16 protein-coding genes and 1 pseudogene are annotated in these 17,170 nt (G+C 72.7%); 13 read left to right on the forward strand and 4 right to left on the reverse strand.

Going from position 1 to position 17,170, the window contains the following annotated elements; genetic code table 11:
- Positions 1-62: 62 nt before the first annotated feature.
- The 4 genes from ABT085_RS09945 to ABT085_RS09960 all read left to right on the forward strand — a co-directional run bounded on the left by ABT085_RS09945 (position 63) and on the right by ABT085_RS09960 (position 2,804).
- Positions 63-602, forward strand: a complete 540-nt coding sequence (locus tag ABT085_RS09945; protein ID WP_351604146.1) for a DUF5134 domain-containing protein — start codon at positions 63-65, stop codon at positions 600-602.
- A 161-nt stretch (positions 603-763) separates the two neighbouring features.
- Positions 764-1,711, forward strand: a complete 948-nt coding sequence (locus tag ABT085_RS09950; RefSeq protein ID WP_351604148.1) for a M56 family metallopeptidase — start codon at positions 764-766, stop codon at positions 1,709-1,711.
- Between the two features lie 111 nt (positions 1,712-1,822).
- Entirely contained in the window at positions 1,823-1,981 is a 159-nt protein-coding gene (locus ABT085_RS09955; RefSeq protein ID WP_351604150.1) for a hypothetical protein, read from the forward strand.
- Between the two features lie 148 nt (positions 1,982-2,129).
- Positions 2,130-2,804 (forward strand): TetR/AcrR family transcriptional regulator, encoded by a 675-nt coding sequence (locus ABT085_RS09960; RefSeq protein ID WP_351604152.1) that lies wholly within the window; start codon positions 2,130-2,132, stop codon positions 2,802-2,804.
- Here ABT085_RS09960 and ABT085_RS09965 read toward each other — a convergent pair.
- Positions 2,792-4,294, reverse strand: coding sequence for an LVIVD repeat-containing protein (locus ABT085_RS09965; protein WP_351604170.1), 1,503 nt, complete (start codon positions 4,292-4,294; stop codon positions 2,792-2,794). The genes ABT085_RS09960 and ABT085_RS09965 overlap by 13 nt on opposite strands.
- A gap of 211 nt (positions 4,295-4,505) precedes the next feature.
- Between ABT085_RS09965 and ABT085_RS09970 the strand changes: the two genes are divergently transcribed.
- Complete coding sequence (locus tag ABT085_RS09970) at positions 4,506-5,180, forward strand: DUF305 domain-containing protein (protein ID WP_351604172.1); 675 nt, start codon at positions 4,506-4,508, stop codon at positions 5,178-5,180.
- Positions 5,181-5,214: 34 nt separating this feature from the next.
- On the opposite strand, the gene ABT085_RS09975 is transcribed toward ABT085_RS09970, so the two are convergent.
- Complete coding sequence (locus ABT085_RS09975) at positions 5,215-5,784, reverse strand: DUF6214 family protein (RefSeq protein WP_351604174.1); 570 nt, start codon at positions 5,782-5,784, stop codon at positions 5,215-5,217.
- A gap of 209 nt (positions 5,785-5,993) precedes the next feature.
- On the opposite strand from ABT085_RS09975, the gene ABT085_RS09980 reads away from it, so the two are divergent.
- The 3 genes from ABT085_RS09980 (at position 5,994) to ABT085_RS09990 (ending at position 9,507) form a co-directional block, all read left to right on the forward strand.
- Positions 5,994-7,349 (forward strand): FAD-dependent oxidoreductase, encoded by a 1,356-nt coding sequence (locus ABT085_RS09980; RefSeq protein ID WP_351604176.1) that lies wholly within the window; start codon positions 5,994-5,996, stop codon positions 7,347-7,349.
- A gap of 342 nt (positions 7,350-7,691) precedes the next feature.
- Positions 7,692-8,669 (forward strand): pectate lyase family protein, encoded by a 978-nt coding sequence (locus tag ABT085_RS09985; protein ID WP_351604178.1) that lies wholly within the window; start codon positions 7,692-7,694, stop codon positions 8,667-8,669.
- A 31-nt stretch (positions 8,670-8,700) separates the two neighbouring features.
- Positions 8,701-9,507 (forward strand): pectate lyase, encoded by an 807-nt coding sequence (locus tag ABT085_RS09990; protein WP_351604181.1) that lies wholly within the window; start codon positions 8,701-8,703, stop codon positions 9,505-9,507.
- A gap of 31 nt (positions 9,508-9,538) precedes the next feature.
- Here the strand turns inward: ABT085_RS09990 and ABT085_RS09995 are convergent, their stop codons facing one another.
- Positions 9,539-10,399 (reverse strand): PaaX family transcriptional regulator C-terminal domain-containing protein, encoded by an 861-nt coding sequence (locus tag ABT085_RS09995; RefSeq protein WP_351604194.1) that lies wholly within the window; start codon positions 10,397-10,399, stop codon positions 9,539-9,541.
- Between the two features lie 76 nt (positions 10,400-10,475).
- Here ABT085_RS09995 and ABT085_RS10000 point away from each other — a divergent pair, with 76 nt between their 5' ends.
- Positions 10,476-12,188 (forward strand): DNA alkylation response protein, encoded by a 1,713-nt coding sequence (locus ABT085_RS10000; protein WP_351604184.1) that lies wholly within the window; start codon positions 10,476-10,478, stop codon positions 12,186-12,188.
- Between the two features lie 3 nt (positions 12,189-12,191).
- On the opposite strand, the gene ABT085_RS10005 is transcribed toward ABT085_RS10000, so the two are convergent.
- A complete protein-coding gene (locus ABT085_RS10005; RefSeq protein ID WP_351604186.1) occupies positions 12,192-12,776 on the reverse strand; it encodes an Rv1733c family protein in 585 nt (194 codons plus the stop codon).
- Between the two features lie 293 nt (positions 12,777-13,069).
- Here ABT085_RS10005 and ABT085_RS10010 point away from each other — a divergent pair.
- The 4 genes and pseudogenes from ABT085_RS10010 (at position 13,070) to ABT085_RS10025 (ending at position 17,059) form a co-directional block, all read left to right on the forward strand.
- Positions 13,070-14,160: pseudogene (locus tag ABT085_RS10010) on the forward strand (WD40/YVTN/BNR-like repeat-containing protein).
- Between the two features lie 171 nt (positions 14,161-14,331).
- Positions 14,332-15,009, forward strand: coding sequence for a uracil-DNA glycosylase (locus ABT085_RS10015; protein ID WP_351604188.1), 678 nt, complete (start codon positions 14,332-14,334; stop codon positions 15,007-15,009).
- On the forward strand, positions 15,006-16,040 hold the full coding sequence (locus tag ABT085_RS10020) for an N-acetylglucosamine kinase (protein ID WP_351604189.1): 1,035 nt from the start codon (positions 15,006-15,008) through the stop codon (positions 16,038-16,040). The genes ABT085_RS10015 and ABT085_RS10020 overlap by 4 nt, the downstream gene beginning before the upstream one ends.
- Before the next feature lie 95 nt (positions 16,041-16,135).
- Positions 16,136-17,059 (forward strand): sirohydrochlorin chelatase, encoded by a 924-nt coding sequence (locus ABT085_RS10025; protein WP_351604190.1) that lies wholly within the window; start codon positions 16,136-16,138, stop codon positions 17,057-17,059.
- Positions 17,060-17,170: the final 111 nt, after the last annotated feature.

Below are 17,170 nucleotides of genomic sequence, written 5' to 3' on the forward strand. Positions count from 1 at the left end.
GCTCCGCCTGACCTGGGCATCCCTTGACCGACCGTCCAGGACCGCCGAGCGGGGAGGCGCGTGTGCATGGACCGGCGTCACCCGGATGGCTGCTGGTCGCGCTCTGCGCGGCGACCGGGGCCTACTGCCTGCTGCGGATGCGCAGCAGGGTCGAGGAGCAGCGCCGGGCCGCGGGCGGCGAGGCGCTCATGGGCTTCGGCATGGCCGTGATGGCCGTTCCGGCGGCCGTGTTCACCCCGCCGTCCTGGGCCTGGCCCGCCTACGCGGTCGTGTTCGGCGCAGCAGGGGTGCGCGCTCTGTGGGCGGCGCGGTCCGACGCACACCATCTGCATCATCTGGTGGGCACGGCGGCCATGGTGTACATGGCGGTCGTGATGGCGGCCGCCCCTGACCGCCACCACGGTCACGGCGGGTCCGGACTGCCGTTGGTGACAGGGGTGTTGCTGCTCTACTTCGCGGGATACGTGCTGCTGTCCGGCACCCGGCTGCTGCCCGTCGCGGGCGGCACCGTCGGCGGAGGGTGGGGCGACCGGCCGGAGTTGGCGCGGGCGTGCCGGCTGTCGATGGGGATCGGCATGGTGGCGATGCTGCTGACGCTCTGAGCCCGCGGGCACCCGCCGAGGTCCCGGGACACCCGCACCGTCCGAAACCGGCTCGGATGGCGTGAAGCCGCCAACGTCCTTGCCGCACGCAATCGTTGCTTGCGTCACTTTGCCCGGACGGCCCGTACCCCTGGGCCCTACGGCGCTCATAGGGTGCTCCCATGATGGTCCCCGCGGCACTGTTGCTGCTCGGCGCCCTGACCGCCGTCCTCGCCCCCCGGCTGCTCGCCCGCGCGGACTGGACGGAACGGGAACCGGTGGTCGCGCTGTGGATGTGGCAGTGCGTGGTGGTGGCCGTACTGGTGTGCTGTGCGCTGTCGATGACCCTCAGCGCCGCGGCGGCCTGGCAGGCGGTGCGCGGCCGGGTCTTCGGGCCGGCACCGCGCGCGGTGGTGGAGGCCTACGCGCTCGGCGCGGCGGGCCCCTGGACGGCGAAGTTCGCGGCGACGATCGCAGTGGCACTCGCGTGCGGCGGGCTGTGGAGCGCCGCGATGCTGGTCCGGGAGGTCGGCCGGGCCCGGCTCGGGCGACGCCGTCGCCGGAGCGAACTGCTCGTACGCGCGCCGCTGTTGCCCGGCGAGACCGCGCCCGGCGACCGGCTCGTGGTACTGGAGGGCGAGCGGCCGGACACCTGGTGGCTGCCGGGGCCGGCGCCCCGGCTGGTGGTGACCACCGGTGCGTTGCGCCGTCTCAAAGGGCGCCGGCTGGAAGCCGTCCTCGCCCATGAGCAGGGCCACGCACAGGCCCGGCACGACTGGCTGCTGCACTGCTCGGCCGCGCTGGCCAACGGGTTTCCGCAGGTACCGGTGTTCGCCGCGTTCCAGGCCGAGATGCACCGGCTGGTCGAACTGGCCGCCGACGACATGGCCTCCCGCCGCTTCGGCCGGCTGACGACCGCCCTCGCGCTGGTCGAACTCAACGAGGACCGGGGCGTGTTCGGTCCCGGCCCGGCCCCGCACGCCCATGTTCCGCAGCGCGTCGACCGCCTCCTCGCTCCCGCGCGCCGGCTCACCGCCGCGCACCGTCTGCGGCTGACGGCGGCGGGCGCGCTGGTGCCGCTGGTCCCGGTCCTGGTGGCACTCGTACCGGCACTGCGGACACTCGGCTAGCACCTGCACGGCCGACTCCCACGCCCCGCTCGCACGCTCGACTCGCGCAAGCGACCTGCGGGCCGGGTCCCCGCGGCCAGGCCCGGACGGCAACCGGGTAGGGTCCCGCGCATGAGCGCCGTCCTGTCGGACTTCCGCGGCGCTCTCCGCCGTATCGAGTCCGTCGGCCCCTGGCTGCGCGCGGCGCTCCCCGAGGCCGATCTCGCCCTCTCCGGGACCGAGTTGACACGGGACACCGGAAACACCCAGGACACAGCACACATCGCCTAAGGCAACTACCAGTGCGGGAAGGACGCCCGCCTCGGACGATCCCCCGCGTCGCCCGAGGCGGACGACAGCCCGGCCGGCCCCGCACAGGGGTCGGCCAGGACGCGTTGAGTATAGTTGGCTGTCGGCCAGTCAACGCAGGAGTTCCAGCATGTCCCCGCGCAGCGCCTCGGTCAATGAAGAATTGCGGCGACGTTCCCGGGAACGGCTGCTTCAGGCAGCGGTCGAACTGGTCCGGGAACGCGGGTACGAGGCCACGACGCTCGGCGACATAGCCGACCGTGCGGGATCCGCGCGGGGCCTGGTCTCCTACTACTTCCCCGGCAAGCGCCACCTCGTGCAGTCGGCCGTGCACCGGCTGATGCACCGCACCCTGGACGAGGCGCTGGAGCGCGAGCCGCACACCGAGGACGGGCGGGAGCGGATGGCACGAGCCGTCGACGCGGTCCTCGGACTGGCCCGCGACCAGCCCGTGCTGATGCGCCAGCACATGGCGGGCCTGCTCCAGGCCGAGGGCTTCGTGCAGTGTCCGGAGCAGCAGCGACTGGCCGAGCTGCTGCGGGACACCGTGGTGCGGCGCGGCTCGCAGAACGTCGACGCCGACTACCCGATGCTGCGCTCCCTGCTGATGGGCGCCGTCTACGCGATGGTCATGCCGAACATCCCCCTGCCCATCACGCCCCTGCGCACCGAACTGTTCCAACGCTACGGACTGGACTGGGAGATGGGGGTCCCGCCGGACACCGAGGCGCCCGGCGGGACGGAGCAGACGGATCTGTCGCGCTTCTTCGCGACGGACGGACGGCCGGCCGATCAGTCGAAGTAGTCCGGCTGGGTCTGCACGTTCAGCTCGCGCAACCGCACCCGCTCGGCCGGATCCGTGCGCCGGTCGTCGAGCTTCAGTACGTCGAGGCCCTTGGCGATGTCGTTCGAGTAGATGTAGCCGTTGTAGTAGTACGCCGACCACGAACCGCCGATGGAGAGCGTGGTCGTGGACAGCGGACCGCGCTCGAAGTAGGCGATCTCCTTGGGCGCGGTCGAGTCGGTGAAGTCCCATACCGAGACGCCGCCCTGGTACCAGGCCTGGACCATGATGTCCTTGCCCTTGACCGGGATCAGCGAGCCGTTGTGGGCCACGCAGTTCTCGGTGTCGGCCTGGTGGCGGGGGATCTTGTAGTAGGCGCGGAAGACGAGCTTGCGCCGGTCGCCCTTGCCGACGATGTCGTAGATGCCGTCGGCGCCGCGGTCGGGGCCCACGGTCGCGTTGCAGGTGGCCGCACCGCCGCCGCCGAGTTCGTCGGTGAACACGACCTTGTTCGCCTTCTGGTTGAAGGTCGCCGAGTGCCAGAACGCGAAGTTGACGTTGTCCTCGACCTGGTCGATGACCTTCGGGTGCTCGGGGTCCTTGATGGAGAACAGGATGCCGTCGCCCATGCACGCGCCCGCGGCCAGGTCCTTGTCCGGCAGCACCGTGATGTCGTGGCAGCCGGTGGTCTTGGAGACACCCGGGTTGGTGGGCGAACCCGGGTTGCCGCCGCCGTCCGGGCCCTCACCGGGGAACAGGACGGGGAAGCTCACCACCGCCGCCTTCTCGGGGGCGTTGCGCGGCACCTTGATCACCGAGATGCCGTCGTGCGGCGGCCGGCAGTCGGGGTAGGTGGCGCTCGGCGAGTACGAGGAGACGTAGATGTAGACGTTTTTGCGCTCGGGCACCAGGGAGTGGGTGTGTGAACCGCAGGCGGTCTCGACTGCGGCGACGTACTTCGGGTTCGCCTTGTCGCTGATGTCGAAGATCTTCATGCCCTCCCACGACGACTTCTCGGTCGCGGGCTGCGTGGTGCTGTTGCAACTGCTGTCGCTGCGCGAGGAGTCGGTGGACAGGAACAGCAGGTTGCCGGAGACGGAGACGTCGTTCTGCGAGCCGGGGCACAGCACCTGGGCGACCGTCCTCGGCGCCTTCGGGTTGCCGATGTCGAAGATCCGGAAGCCGTCGTAGTTGCCGGCGAAGGCGTATCTGCCCTGGAAGGCAAGATCCGAGTTGAGTCCGGTGAAGGCCTCCTTGGGGACGTTGGCCAGGTGCTCGATGTTGGCGGAGTGGACGATCTCGTCCTGGCCGGGTATCTCGCCGTCGGCGATCGCCCGTGCCGCCCGGGCTCCGGCGCCGGAGGAGATCTCCTGGCGCGCCGCCGGGCCGTCCCCCGGGTCGGGGGTGGCGGCCGCCGGTACCGCGGTGAGCAGCGCGGCCACGAGTCCGGCCACGACCGCGCCGACTCCGGTTCTTCTGTGCCGTGTTCGGGGATGGTTCGACAGGGTCACTGCATCCTCCCTCGTCGCATGCACACGGGAACGGTTCACGTTCCCCCGAAGTATCGTCTTCGTCATGCACATACCAAAAGAGGGCAACGGGACAGTCAGGGAACCGCCCGATCCATGACACGCGGGGCACCTCTCCCGCCCCGCCTTCCCTGTCCGTACCAGCCTGCCCCGCACTTCCCGTTGCTCAACCCGCCTGCCACAGGAGGTCGTTGTGCTCCCTCGCCACTCGTCCCGTACGTCCCTCGCCCTGGCCTGCGCGGCCGCCGTGTCCGCACTCGCGCTCGGGGGCTGCGACCCGGCCCCCGTCTCCGGGCCCGAGCCGAACGGCACCGGCGGCCCTTCGGTGATCGTGCCGGGCGGGCCCGGCGAGGCGAACCGGACCCTGTCCGCCGAGGAGGCGGCCCGGCAGCGCGCCGACGACGACACCCCCAACGCGGCGGATCTCCGATACGCGCGCCACATGATCGAACACCACGCCCAGGCCCTGGAGATGACCCGGCTGGCCCCCGGCCGCGCGCAGTCGACCGGCGTCAAGCGGATCGCCGAGCGGATCGCGGCGGCCCAGGGACCGGAGATCACCGCGATGGAGAGCTGGCTGAAGCCCTACGCCGAGAACGGCGGCGCCGACGCGCACGAGCACACCTCGATGCCCGGCATGGCGACCACGGATCAGCTGACGGAGCTGCGCGCGGCCAGGGGCAAGGCCTTCGACGAACTGTTCCTCACCTTGATGATCGCCCACCACGAAGGGGCGATCAGCATGGCCACGGAGGTGAAGGCGCAGGGCAACAACGTCCGGATCGAGGAGATGGCCGACGACGTGATCGCCCAGCAGACGAGCGAGATCACCCGGATGCGGAGGATGCGGGAGACGGAACAGCCGTAGGGCCGGAAGCCGCGCGCCGCAGGATCCGCCCCCGTCAGCGCCGCGCGTGGCGCGGTGCCAGGTACCCGGCGTCCCGGGCCTGCGAGATCATCCTCAGCGATCTTCGACGGCTGCGCCCGGTCGCGCACATCACCGCGAGCACGGGGTCGGCACCCTCCCGCTGGGCCGCCCGGTACTCCTGCGCGACCAGCCACCGCCCCTCGCTGCCGCGCGGCCAGCCGGGCCGGGCGCGACGCGCGCCGGAGGGCACGGCGCCGGGACCGGGACCGACGCCGAGGCCGAGGCCAAGGCCAAGGCCAAGGCCGCAGACGGTCTCACCGATGCCGCACTCGGGCGCCCCGGCCGGACCCTGGCCCGCCCCCCGCTCCCGTTCGGCGGGCGGCCCGCACACCTCGTACAGCGGACCCCTGATCCAGTCCGGAAGAACCGCGAGGTCGCCGAAGGAGAGAGGCGGCTGCGCCCGGACCTCCTCGATGGAGACGCGGCCGCCGGACAGCACGGCGAGCGCGTCGACCCGGGCTCCGTCGGCGAAGACCAGCCTGACGTCGAACCACGCGGTCGACTCCGCCCCCTCCCGCAGCTCCCACGCCGGCCACACGGACACGACACCGTCCGAGGCGGAGCGATCCGAAAGATCAAGAAAGGATGCATCCAGCACACACGTGACGTAACCGCATGATCACATTCCATAAGAACGGACACGCGCACGCCCGAACGCCACAGCACCCTGTCAGCGCAGCCGCCGCGGTGCGATGCTGAAGTCGTCAGCGACCTCCTCCGATCCCCCGTACCCCTCGGACAAGGAGTTCCGCCGTGCTGCGTGTCGCCGTCGTCGGCTCCGGGCCGAGCGGGTGCTATACCGCCCAGAACCTCGTCGAGCAGGACCCCCGGGCGTACGTCGACGTCCTGGACCGGCTGCCGTGCCCGTACGGCCTGGTCCGCTACGGCGTGGCACCGGACCACGAGAAGATCAAGTCGCTCCAGAAGAACCTGCGCACGGTCCTGGAGCACGACCGGGTGCGCTTCCTGGGCGGGGTGCGGGTCGGCGCTGACGGGATCCCGGCCGCCCGGCTCCGGGAGCTGTACCACGCGGTGGTGTACTGCGTGGGCGCCGCCGCCGACCGGCACCTCGGGATCCCGGGCGAGGACCTGCCGGGCAGCTGGTCGGCGACGGAGTTCGTGTCCTGGTACAGCGCCCACCCCGACGCCGCGGACGACCCCTACGTGGCCGGGGCCCGTGCGGCCGTGGTCATCGGCATGGGGAACGTCGCCGTCGACGTGGCGCGGATGCTGGCCCGCGGCCCGGCCGAACTCAGCCCCACCGACATGCCGCAGGCCGCGCTGGCCGCGCTGGCCGCGAGCCGGGTGCGGGACATCCGGATGGTGGGCCGCCGCGGCCCTTCCCAGGCCCGCTTCACCACCAAGGAGCTGCGCGAGCTGGGCTCCCTGCCGGACACCGGAATCACGGTGGATCCCGCCGAGCTGGCCGTCGATCCGGCGTACGGCGATCCCGGCGGCCTGCCCGCCGCGCAGCGCCGCAACATCGAGGTGCTGCGCGACTGGGCGGCGCGACCGCCGACGGGATCCGCGCGCCGGATCGGGCTGCGCTTCTTCCTGCGGCCGGTGGAAGTGCTCGCCGACAACGGGCGCGTGGGCGCGGTGCGTTTCGAGCGCACGGAGCCCGACGGACACGGCGGGGTGCGCGGCACCGGCCGGTACGAGGACATCGAGGCGCAACTGGTGCTGCGGTCGGTGGGCTACCGCGGACTGCCGCTGGAGGGCCTGCCGTTCGACGCGGACCACGGCACGGTCCCGCATCTGGCCGGACGCGTCCTGCGCGCGGGAGCCGTGGTGCCGGGCGAGTACGTGGCGGGCTGGATCAAGCGGGGGCCGACCGGGGTCATCGGCACCAACCGGCCGTGCGCGAAGGAGACGGTGGCCTCGCTGCTCGCGGATGCCCCCGCGCTCGGCGCGAGGGAGCTGCCCGAGGATCCCCTCACGGCTCTGCGGGCCGAGGGGGCCGAGCCGGTCACCTGGGCGGGCTGGCTGGCGATCGAACGCGCCGAGGCCGAGCTCGGGGCCTCCCTGGGGCGGGGTGTCGTCAAGCTGCCGGACTGGGAATCGCTGCTGACCGCGGCCCGGACCCCGGCCGGCCCGGGACGTCCGTAGCAGCTCGCCGCCGGCTCGCGGCGCCTTCCACCCCGCCGGACGACAGCCCCGCGCCCTGCGCCCACCGGACCGGAAACCCGGCCGCCCCGACTTCGAAGTCTGTCATGGGAGCGCTCCCGCGCCTGACCTGGAAAGCCCTCACCGTCGTCAGGGAGAGCCGGAACACGTTCTGCGCGAGGCGTTGACTAGAAAGCGCTTGCACCCTACGTTCCGTTCAACAGTGTGACCGACACCTCGGGCTCTAGCCAGGAAAGGGCCACGCTGACCGCACGCAGCGTTCTACATGGCGTACGTCATGCACATACATGACCACCCTGACCCCCACTGAAGGGACGCACCCGCATGCGCACTCGCCTCCAGCGCACCCGCGCACGGAGCTCCGCACTGGCCGCCGGCGCCGCCGCTCTCGCCACGGCCGTCGTCCTCGTCCTCCCCCAGCCGGCCGGGGCGGCCGACACCTCCCCGGTCGGGTTCGGCGCCGGGACCACCGGCGGCGGCGGCAGTACGGCGGTCACCGTCACGACACTGGCCGCCTTCAAGACGGCGGTGACGGGCGACTCGGCCAAGGTCGTCAAGGTCAACGGCCTCATCCCGCTGAGCGGTCAGGTCGACATCGGGTCCAACACCACGGTCCTGGGCGTCGGTTCGGCGTCCGGCTTCACCGGTGGCGGGCTGCGGCTGAAGAAGGTGACCAACGTCGTCATCCGCAACCTCAACATCAGCAAGCCGGTGGCGCCCGCCGACGGCATCACCGTCCAGGCCTCCACGAAGGTGTGGGTCGACCACAACTCCTTCTCGTCGGACCGCGACCACGACAAGGACTACTACGACGGCCTGCTCGACATCACCCACGGCTCGGACTACGTCACGGTGTCCTGGAACACCTTCAAGGACCACTACAAGGGCTCGCTCGTCGGCCACAGCGACAGCAACGCGAGCGAGGACACCGGGCATCTGCGGGTGACGTACCACCACAACTACTTCAGCAACGTCAACTCGCGCATCCCCAGCCTGCGTTTCGGCACCGGGCACTTCTACGACAACTACGTGGTCGGCGCCGACACCGCGGTGCACTCGCGCATGGGCGCCCAGATGTTCGTCCAGAACAACGTGTTCCGCTCGACCGCCGTCGCCGTGACGACGAGCCGCGACAGCGACGTGGACGGCTACGCCAATCTGAGCGGCAACGACCTCGGCGGGGCCGCCACCGAGATCTCCCAGGTGGGCACCTTCACCAGCCCGCCCTACAGCTACACCGCCGAACCCGCCTCGACCGTCGTCGCCTCGGTGACGTCGGGCGCGGGCACCGGAAAGATCTGACCACCCCCCATCCGGAAGCAGGTATCGGGACATGACCTCACCCGCACGGCCACGCGCCCGAGGGCGCGCCGTCACCGGCTCGCTCGCCGTCCTCGGCCTCTCGCTTGGCATGATCACGACAAGCGGCGCGCTCACCCCCGCGAGCGCGGCCACCTGGCCCACCGCGAGCGGCAGCCAGGCCGTCTCGTCCACCATCTCGGTCTCCGGCACCAAGGACTACGGGATGCTGCGCCTCTACGGCACCGGGGACCTGGGCAGCGGCAGCCAGGACGAGGACCAGGGGCCGATCCTGGAACTGGCCGCCGGCACCGTCCTGAAGAACGTCATCATCGGCGCCCCCGCCGCCGACGGCATCCACTGCCTGGGCAGTTGCACGCTCCAGAACGTCTGGTGGGAGGACGTCGGCGAAGACGCGGCGACGTTCCTGGGCTCCTCGGCGTCCAACGTGTACACCGTCTCCGGCGGCGGTGCGAAGGAAGCCAGCGACAAGGTGTTCCAGTTCAACGGGGCCGGAACCCTGAACGTCTCGAACTTCGCCGTGCAGACCTTCGGCACCTTCGTCCGCTCGTGCGGCAACTGCAAGACGCAGTACAAGCGGACGATCAACCTCAACACCATCGAGGCGACCTACAAGGGCAGCAAGCTCGTCGGCATCAACACCAACTACGGCGACAGCGCGACCTTGAAGAAGATCACCATCGTCGGGGACTCCAGCAAGAAGATCGTCCCCTGCCAGAAGTACATCGGCAACAACACGGGCGCCGAGCCGACCACGAACGGCTCGGGCCCCGACAGCACCTACTGCAAGTACGCCACCTCGGACATCACCTACAAGTGACCGTCCGCGCGGCGGCCGCACGGCACCGGGTTCACCGGGCGCCCGCGGCCGCCGCGCCGCCGTCCCGGCGGCCGTGCTGCCGCACCGTCCGTGCCAACTCCCCCTGATAGTCCGTGTACGCGGACCGCAGCGCCGCCCCCGGCCAGTCGTCCGGCAGGAGTTCGGCGGGCAGCACGGGGTCGGCGAGCAGATGGCGTACGACCGCCGCGAAGCCGGTGAGGCGGTCGGCCGGGCGGTCGGCGCGCGCCACATGGGCGAGCAGGGACCGGGCGGTGGCGGCCCAGGCGTCCAGCGGCCACAGGCTCGCGGCCAGCCCGGCCGAGGTGCGGTCGGCCGCCGGGCCGTCGGCTGCCCTGCCATCGCCCGCGCCTGTGCCCGCCCCGGCCCGGTCGGCCGCGGTTCCCCCGGGGCGCGCGGTGTAGTGCTGGGCCACCGGCTCCAGGTCCTCCGGCAGCGTGCGCAGCAGATTGGCGGGCCGCAGCCAGACGCCCTCGCGGAGTTCGGCCAGCCGGAGCGCGGTCAGCCGGGTCCTGAGGTCGGCGCGTTCGGCGGGGCCGCGCCCGGTCGCCGTGATCACCACCATCTCCCAGTCGCCGTGCCACGCGCGCGTGCGGGGCTGCACGGCCTCGTCCTGGCGGCGCTGGCGGGACAGCAGTCGGTCGCTGAGACCGTAGACGGCGTCCGTACGCCGCAGATCGCCCGCCGCCACCATCCGGCTCAGCGCCGCACGGAGCGTCGACCCGCCGACGCCGAAGGGCTCGACGGCGCTGACGAGGTCGCGCACCGGGAGCTCGGGCGGGTGGGCGCCGAGCAGCAGGCTCAGCACGACCGAGCGCGCGGACAGGGGCCGCAGGTCGACCTCGCCGGGCTCGGCCGGCACGTTCATCCGCAGGGGCACGGCGCTTACTTTACGTGCGCCCGCATATTGCATCATTGCTACAACCGCAGCGAAGGTGCAACATGAGGGCATGGTCTCGACACTCGCGCACGAGCAGCCGCCGCACGACGCCCCGCACCCGGCCCCGGCCGGCGCCGGCCCCCGCACCACCCGTGATGCCACCCACGACGTCACCAACCAGGCCCCTCCCCTGACCCCGTACGACGCCTCCGCCGACACGGCGCTGCTGGAGGGGCTGCGCCGGGAGGGGGCCGGCTGGGCCGAGGACGACGTCCGGCGCCTCGGCGTGCTGGCCGGCGGCGCCGAGGCGCAGGAGTGGGCCGAGCTGGCCAACCGCCACGAGCCCGAGCTGCGCACCCACGACCGCTACGGCCACCGCGTCGACGAGGTCGACTTCCATCCGAGCTGGCACCAGCTGATGCGGACCGCGGTCGCCGAGGGCCTGGCCGGCTCGCCCTGGGCGGACGAACGGCCCGGTGCCCACGTGGCCCGTACGGCCGGCGGCCTGGTGTGGGGGCACACCGACGCCGGGCACGGCTGCCCGACCTCGATGACGTACGCCGCCGTTCCCGCCCTGCGCCGCCAGCCGGACCTCGCCAAGATCTACGAACCGCTGCTGACCAGCAGGGAGTACGAGCCGGGGCTGCGGGTGCCGACCGAGAAGCGCGGGCTGCTCGCGGGCATGGGGATGACCGAGAAGCAGGGCGGTTCGGACGTCCGCACGAACACGACCGTGGCCACGCCCACCGCCGAGCCGGGCGTGTACACCCTGCGCGGGCACAAGTGGTTCACGTCGGCGCCGATGTGCGACGTATTCCTGGTGCTGGCCCAGGCCCCGGAGGGTCTGTCCTGCTTCCTGGTGCCGCGGGTCCTGCCCGACGGCAGCCGAAACACCTTCCGCATCCAGCGCCTGAAGGAGAAGCTCGGCAACCGGTCCAACGCCTCCTCCGAGCCGGAGTTCGACGGGACGGTGGCGTGGCTGGTGGGGCCCGAGGGCCAGGGCGTCAAGACCATCATCGAGATGGTCAACTGCACGCGGCTGGACTGCGTGATGATGTCGGCGGCGCTGATGCGCAAGACGCTCGTGGAGGCGGGGCACCATGTGCGCCACCGCAGCGCGTTCGGCGCGCGACTGCTGGACCAGCCGCTGATGCGCAACGTCCTGGCCGACCTCGCGCTCGAGTCGGAGGCCGCGACGACGCTCACCCTGCGGCTGGCGGGCGCGGCGGACCGGGCGGTGCGCGGGGACGCCGGTGAGCGCACGTTCCGCCGGATCGCCACCGCCGTCGGCAAGTACTGGGTCACCAAGCGCGGTCCCGCCTTCACGGCGGAGGCGCTGGAGTGCCTGGGCGGCAACGGCTACGTGGAGGAGTCGGGCATGCCCCGGCACTACCGCGAGGCGCCCCTGCTGTCGATCTGGGAGGGCTCGGGCAACGTCAACGCCCTGGACGTGCTCAGGGCGCTGGGGCGTGAGCCCGGTGCCGCGGACGCCCTGTTCGCCGAACTCGACCTGGCCCGGGGTGCGGACGCCCGCCTGGACGCGACGGTGTCCCGGCTCAGGAGCGGTCTGGCCGGTGCGTCGCCGTCCGGCGCCCGTCGGCTGGTGGAGCTGATGGCCCTCGCCCTCCAGGCCTCCCTGCTGGTGCGGTACGCCCCGCCCGCGGTCGCCGACGCCTTCTGCGCGACCCGGCTCGGCGGCGACTGGGGGTACGCCTTCGGCACGCTGCCCGACTCGGCGGACCTCGACGCGATCCTGAGCCGGGCGCTGCCTGACGGGGAGTGAGGCTCAGCCCGTCCGGTGTCCCCAGAGCGGGTCGAACCGCGCCCAGTCGACGTCCCACTGGTCCATGCGGCGGCGTTCCAGTCGGGCGCGGACTGCGCGGCCGACGATGAAGGGGACGGCTGCGGTGCTCACGCCGGCCAGGCCGCCGATCAGCGAGGCCCGCAGCCGGGCCTCGTAGGGGGTGGCGGGCCTGCTCACCAGGGCGCCCCGGCGGTCCGTCCAGACCACGACCGGGGTGCCCGCGGCGCTGCCGGGCCGGACCCGGACGAGTCCGGAGTGCGCCGTCCCGTCGACCGCGGTCCAGGCCGCCCTCCCCCACACCCGGTCTCCGCTGGCGGTGCCGGTGTGTGCGTCGGCCGTGCCGGGCGCGCGCTCGGAGAGGTGGGCGACGGCGGGGCGCCAGTCCTCGCGCTCGCGGGCCAGTTCGCCCTCGACGGACCGGGTCGCCGTCAGCCCGGCGAGCACGCCGGCCAGGACGGTGAGCACCCAGGCTCCGAGCAGGACCCAGCCCTCCATCGCGTCGGCACGGCGTCTGAGCGGATTGCGCCGCCAGCGCCACAGCCACACCTTCGGACCACGGAACGCCATCGAAGGCTTCCTCCTCGTGAGCGCACGAACATCCCGGACCGCCCTCCCATACGGGAGAGGCGGCCGCGATGCTCAGGGCGAGTCCTCCGGCTCGACGTTCCCACGGGTCCTTCGACCCGCGCAGGCGTCTGTCCGAAAGTGCCCGGAAGCTGTTCGTCCAACAGCGCAGACTGGCGTCCCTCGACCGACACCGCGCCCTGTGACCTGCACGGACATCGGCTGCCGGGTGACTGTCAGAGGCGGGGTGCAGACTGGCCGATGTCCGGGAGCACTCTGTCGCGGAGGTGATCGACATGTCCGAGGTACTGCTCGCCGTGGGTACCCGCAAAGGCCTGTTCATCGGGCGGCGGCGCGGCGGCGCATGGGAGTTCGACGAGAGTCCGTACTTCAACGCCCAGGCCGTGTACTCGGTGGCCGTCGACACCAGGGGTACGACCCCGCGGCTGCTGGCCGGCGGCGACAGCGCCCACTGGGGCCCGTCCGTGTTCCACTCCGACGACCTGGGGCGGACGTGGACCGAACCGGCCCGGCCCGGCCCGCCGTCAGGTTCCCGAAGGACACGGGGGCTTCGCTGGAGCGGGTGTGGCAGCTGCACCCGGCGGCGGCCGAGCCCGATGTGGTGTACGCGGGCACGGAACCCGCCGCGCTGTACCGCTCCGAGGACCGCGGCGAGAGCTTCGGACTCGTCCGGCCGTTGTGGGAACATCCCACGCGCTCGCGCTGGGTGCCGGGCGGCGGCGGTGAGGGCCTGCACACCGTGATCACCGACAGGCGGGACCCCGCGGCCGTGACGGTGGCCGTCTCCACGGCGGGAGTGTTCCGCACGACCGACGGCGGCGCGAGCTGGGCGCCGTCCAACTCCGGTGTCTCGGCGGTGTTCCTGCCGGATCCGAACCCCGAGTTCGGCCAGTGCGTGCACAAGATCGCCCAGGACGCGGCGACCCCGGACCGCCTGTACCTCCAGAACCACTGGGGGGTGTACCGCAGCGACGACGCGGGCGCCCACTGGACCGACATCGGCGAGGGGCTGCCGTCCACGTTCGGGTTCGCCGCCGCCGCGCACCCCCATCGGGGCGACACGGCGTACGTCTACCCGATCAACGCCGACGCGGACCGGGTGCCCGCCGACCGGCGGTGCCGGCTCTTCCGTACGGCGGACGCGGGCCGGAGCTGGGAACCGCTGTCGGCGGGCCTGCCCCAGGAGGACCACTACGGCACGGTGCTGCGCGACGCCCTCTGCACGGACGACGCCGACCCGGCGGGGGTGTACTTCGGCAACCGCAACGGCGAGGTGTACGCGTCGGCCGACGACGGCGACAGCTGGCGGCAACTGGTGTCCCATCTTCCGGACGTGCTGTGCGTCCGGGCGGCGGTCGTCGCCTGACCGAAGAGACCCGGGCCGAGAGACTCGACAGAGAAAACCTGACAGAGGAAAGAGGAGACAGAAGCACCTGATGGAACCGACGCACTGGATGATGAAGCCTGTCGGGCCGCCCTTGTACGGCCTTGGCCACCGGTTGATCGCCATAGCCCGTACGGCAGTAGGGTGACGCCCGTGGCACCACGACCCTTGCACGAGATCGTCGAACCCGGCTGGGCCCAGGCCCTCGCACCCGTCGCCGGGAAGATCGCCGAAATGGGCGACTTCCTGCGCGCGGAGATCGCCGCCGGACGCACCTACGTCCCGGCCGGAGCGAACGTCCTGCGGGCCTTCCAGCAGCCCTTCGACGAGGTACGCGTCCTCATCGTCGGCCAGGACCCCTACCCGACCCCGGGACACGCGGTGGGGCTGTCCTTCTCGGTCGCGCCCGACGTACGGCCGCTGCCGGGCAGCCTGATCAACATCTACCGGGAGCTGAACACCGACCTGGGGCTGCCCCAGCCCTCCAACGGTGATCTGACACCGTGGACCCGGCAGGGCGTACTGCTGCTCAACAGGGCGCTCACCAACGCCCCGCGGGAGCGGGGCGCGCACCGGGGCAAGGGCTGGGAGAAGGTCACCGAACAGGCGATACGGGCCCTTGCCGCGCGCGGCAAGCCTCTCGTGTCCATCCTGTGGGGCAGCGACGCCCGTAACCTGCGCCCGCTCCTGGGGCAGCTCCCGACCGTGGAGTCGGTCCACCCCTCCCCGATGTCGGCCGACCGCGGATTCTTCGGCTCCCGCCCCTTCAGCCGGGCCAACGACCTGCTGATCGGCCAGGGCGGTCAGCCCGTGGACTGGCGCCTGCCGTGACGGACCGGGGCGCCCCGGCCGGTCTGCTCGCCGTGGACTCCGGAGGCTCCGGACTGCGTGCGGCCCTCGCCGCCGCGGACCGGGGCGTCCTGGCCCGGCGGGCGTCCACCGTGCCGGTGCGCACCGGCGCGCGGGGCATCGACCCGGAGCACCTGATGGAACAACTGGTGCCCATGGTCCGGGCGTTGACGGCCGAGACCGGAGTGCGAGAGCTGGCCGCGGCCGTCGTCGGCGCGGCCGGGCTGAGCACCCTGGGCGACGCGCTGCGCGACGAACTCCCCGGCGCGCTGGCCCGGGAGTTCGGGGTGGCGAAGGTCGCCCTGGCGGCCGACGCCGTCACCGCCTACGTCGGCGCTCTCGGGCCGAGCCCGGGGGCGGTGATCGCCGCCGGGACCGGGCTGATCGCGATCGGCACGGACCTCACCGGCTGGCGTCGCGCGGACGGCTGGGGACATCTGCTGGGCGACTGCGGCGGCGGCGCGTGGATCGGACGGGCCGGCCTGGAGGCCGCGCTGCGCGCACACGACGGGCGGCCGGGCGGCTCGGCCCGGCTGCGGGCCCGCGCGGAGGCGGAGTTCGGGCCGCTTCCCACCCTGCCCGGCCGGCTCTACCCACGCACCGACCGGGCCGCCGTCCTGGCCTCCTTCGCGCCCGCGGTGGCCGACTGCGCGCACCGGGGCGACCCCGTCGCCCTGGACATCCTGGGCGCGGCCGCCCGGCAGATGGCCGAGTCCGCGGCCGCCGTCTGCCCGGCCTCGGGCGAACCCCGGATCGCCCTCACCGGTGGCCTGTTCCGGATGGGCGACCCCCTGCTCCGCCCGCTGGAGATCGAACTGACGCAAAAGCTCCCCCACGCGCACCAGGTTCCGGCCGACGGCGATCCCCTGCACGGATCGGTCCGCATGGCCGCTGACCTGGCAACTGACGCACTCACCCTGCCGAGTGACGGAACAATGCTGTACGTGGCCCCCAAAAAGGGGATTACCCCCGTGCGGGACAATTCGCCCGGAAGTCACGCCGATCACTTCTGATCCGCACGTAACTCATCAGACAAAACCGGACGGATACCGCTCACCTGCACCCTCCCCGAACAGGGGAACCCGGTAAGCCAGTAACATGCGGCGCCATGAGCTCCCCCACTGGGCCCGCGTCCGGCCTGCCTGTACGAATGCCGCGCCCCCGCCAGCCTGGGCGGCACCGGCGACCCGAGCCCCTGGCGGCTCCCGAAGGCGCGCCCGCGCTTGTCCTGGCCGTGCCGGGCACCCCCGGTACCGCCACGCGCGGACTCGCCGAGGAGGTCGTGAGCATCGCCCGCTCCGAGCTCCCCGGCCTCGACGCCCGCATCGGTTACCTCGACGGGGACGACGCGGAGTTCCCGACCCTTCAGTCCGTGCTCACGCACGCCGCCGAAGAGCGCACCGCCCGCTACGAGCAGGCCCTCGCCGCCGGTGTCGAGGTCAAGGAGCCCGACGGCCCCGTCGCCGTCGTCGTGCCCCTGCTGGCCGGTCCGGACAGCGCCCTGCTGCGCCAGGTCCGCCAGGCCGTGATGGAGAGCCGGATCGCCGCCGATCTGACCGACGTCCTCGGCCCGCACCCGCTGCTGGCGGAGGCGCTGCACGTGCGTCTGTCCGAGGCGGGTCTGGCCCGCGCGGACCGCGCCCGTCTGTTCACCGTGGCCACCGCCGCGGACGGCATCATCCTGGCCTCGGTCGGTGGCGAGGAGGCCGTGCAGGCCGCCGGGATCACCGGCATGCTGCTCGCCGCGCGCCTGGCCGTGCCGGTGATCGCCGCGGCCCTCGACCAGGAGGGTTCGATCGCCTCCGTCGCCGAGCAGCTTCGTGCCTCGGGCTCGCAGCAGCTGGCGCTGGCGCCGTACCTGATCGGCCCCGAGATCGACGCGGCCCTGGTGGCGGACGCGGCCGAGGAGGCGGGCTGCTCCGCCGCCGAGGCGATCGGCCCCTACCCGGCCATCGGCAAGCTGGCCCTGGCCCAGTACAGCGCGGCCCTGGGCATCGCCCCGCAGCAGCCGCAGGGCACGCCGGCCCGCTGACCCGGACGCCTGACCGCGACACACCGGAAGGGCCCGCTCCGTACGCCGGAGCGGGGCCCTCCGGTCAGCCGCGCGGGCCGGCCCCCCCCGGCGGCCGGGGGCGCGGGGCAC

Source organism: Streptomyces sp. NPDC002265 (genome assembly GCF_040296125.1).
In the GTDB taxonomy this organism is placed as follows: Bacteria; Actinomycetota; Actinomycetes; order Streptomycetales; family Streptomycetaceae; genus Streptomyces.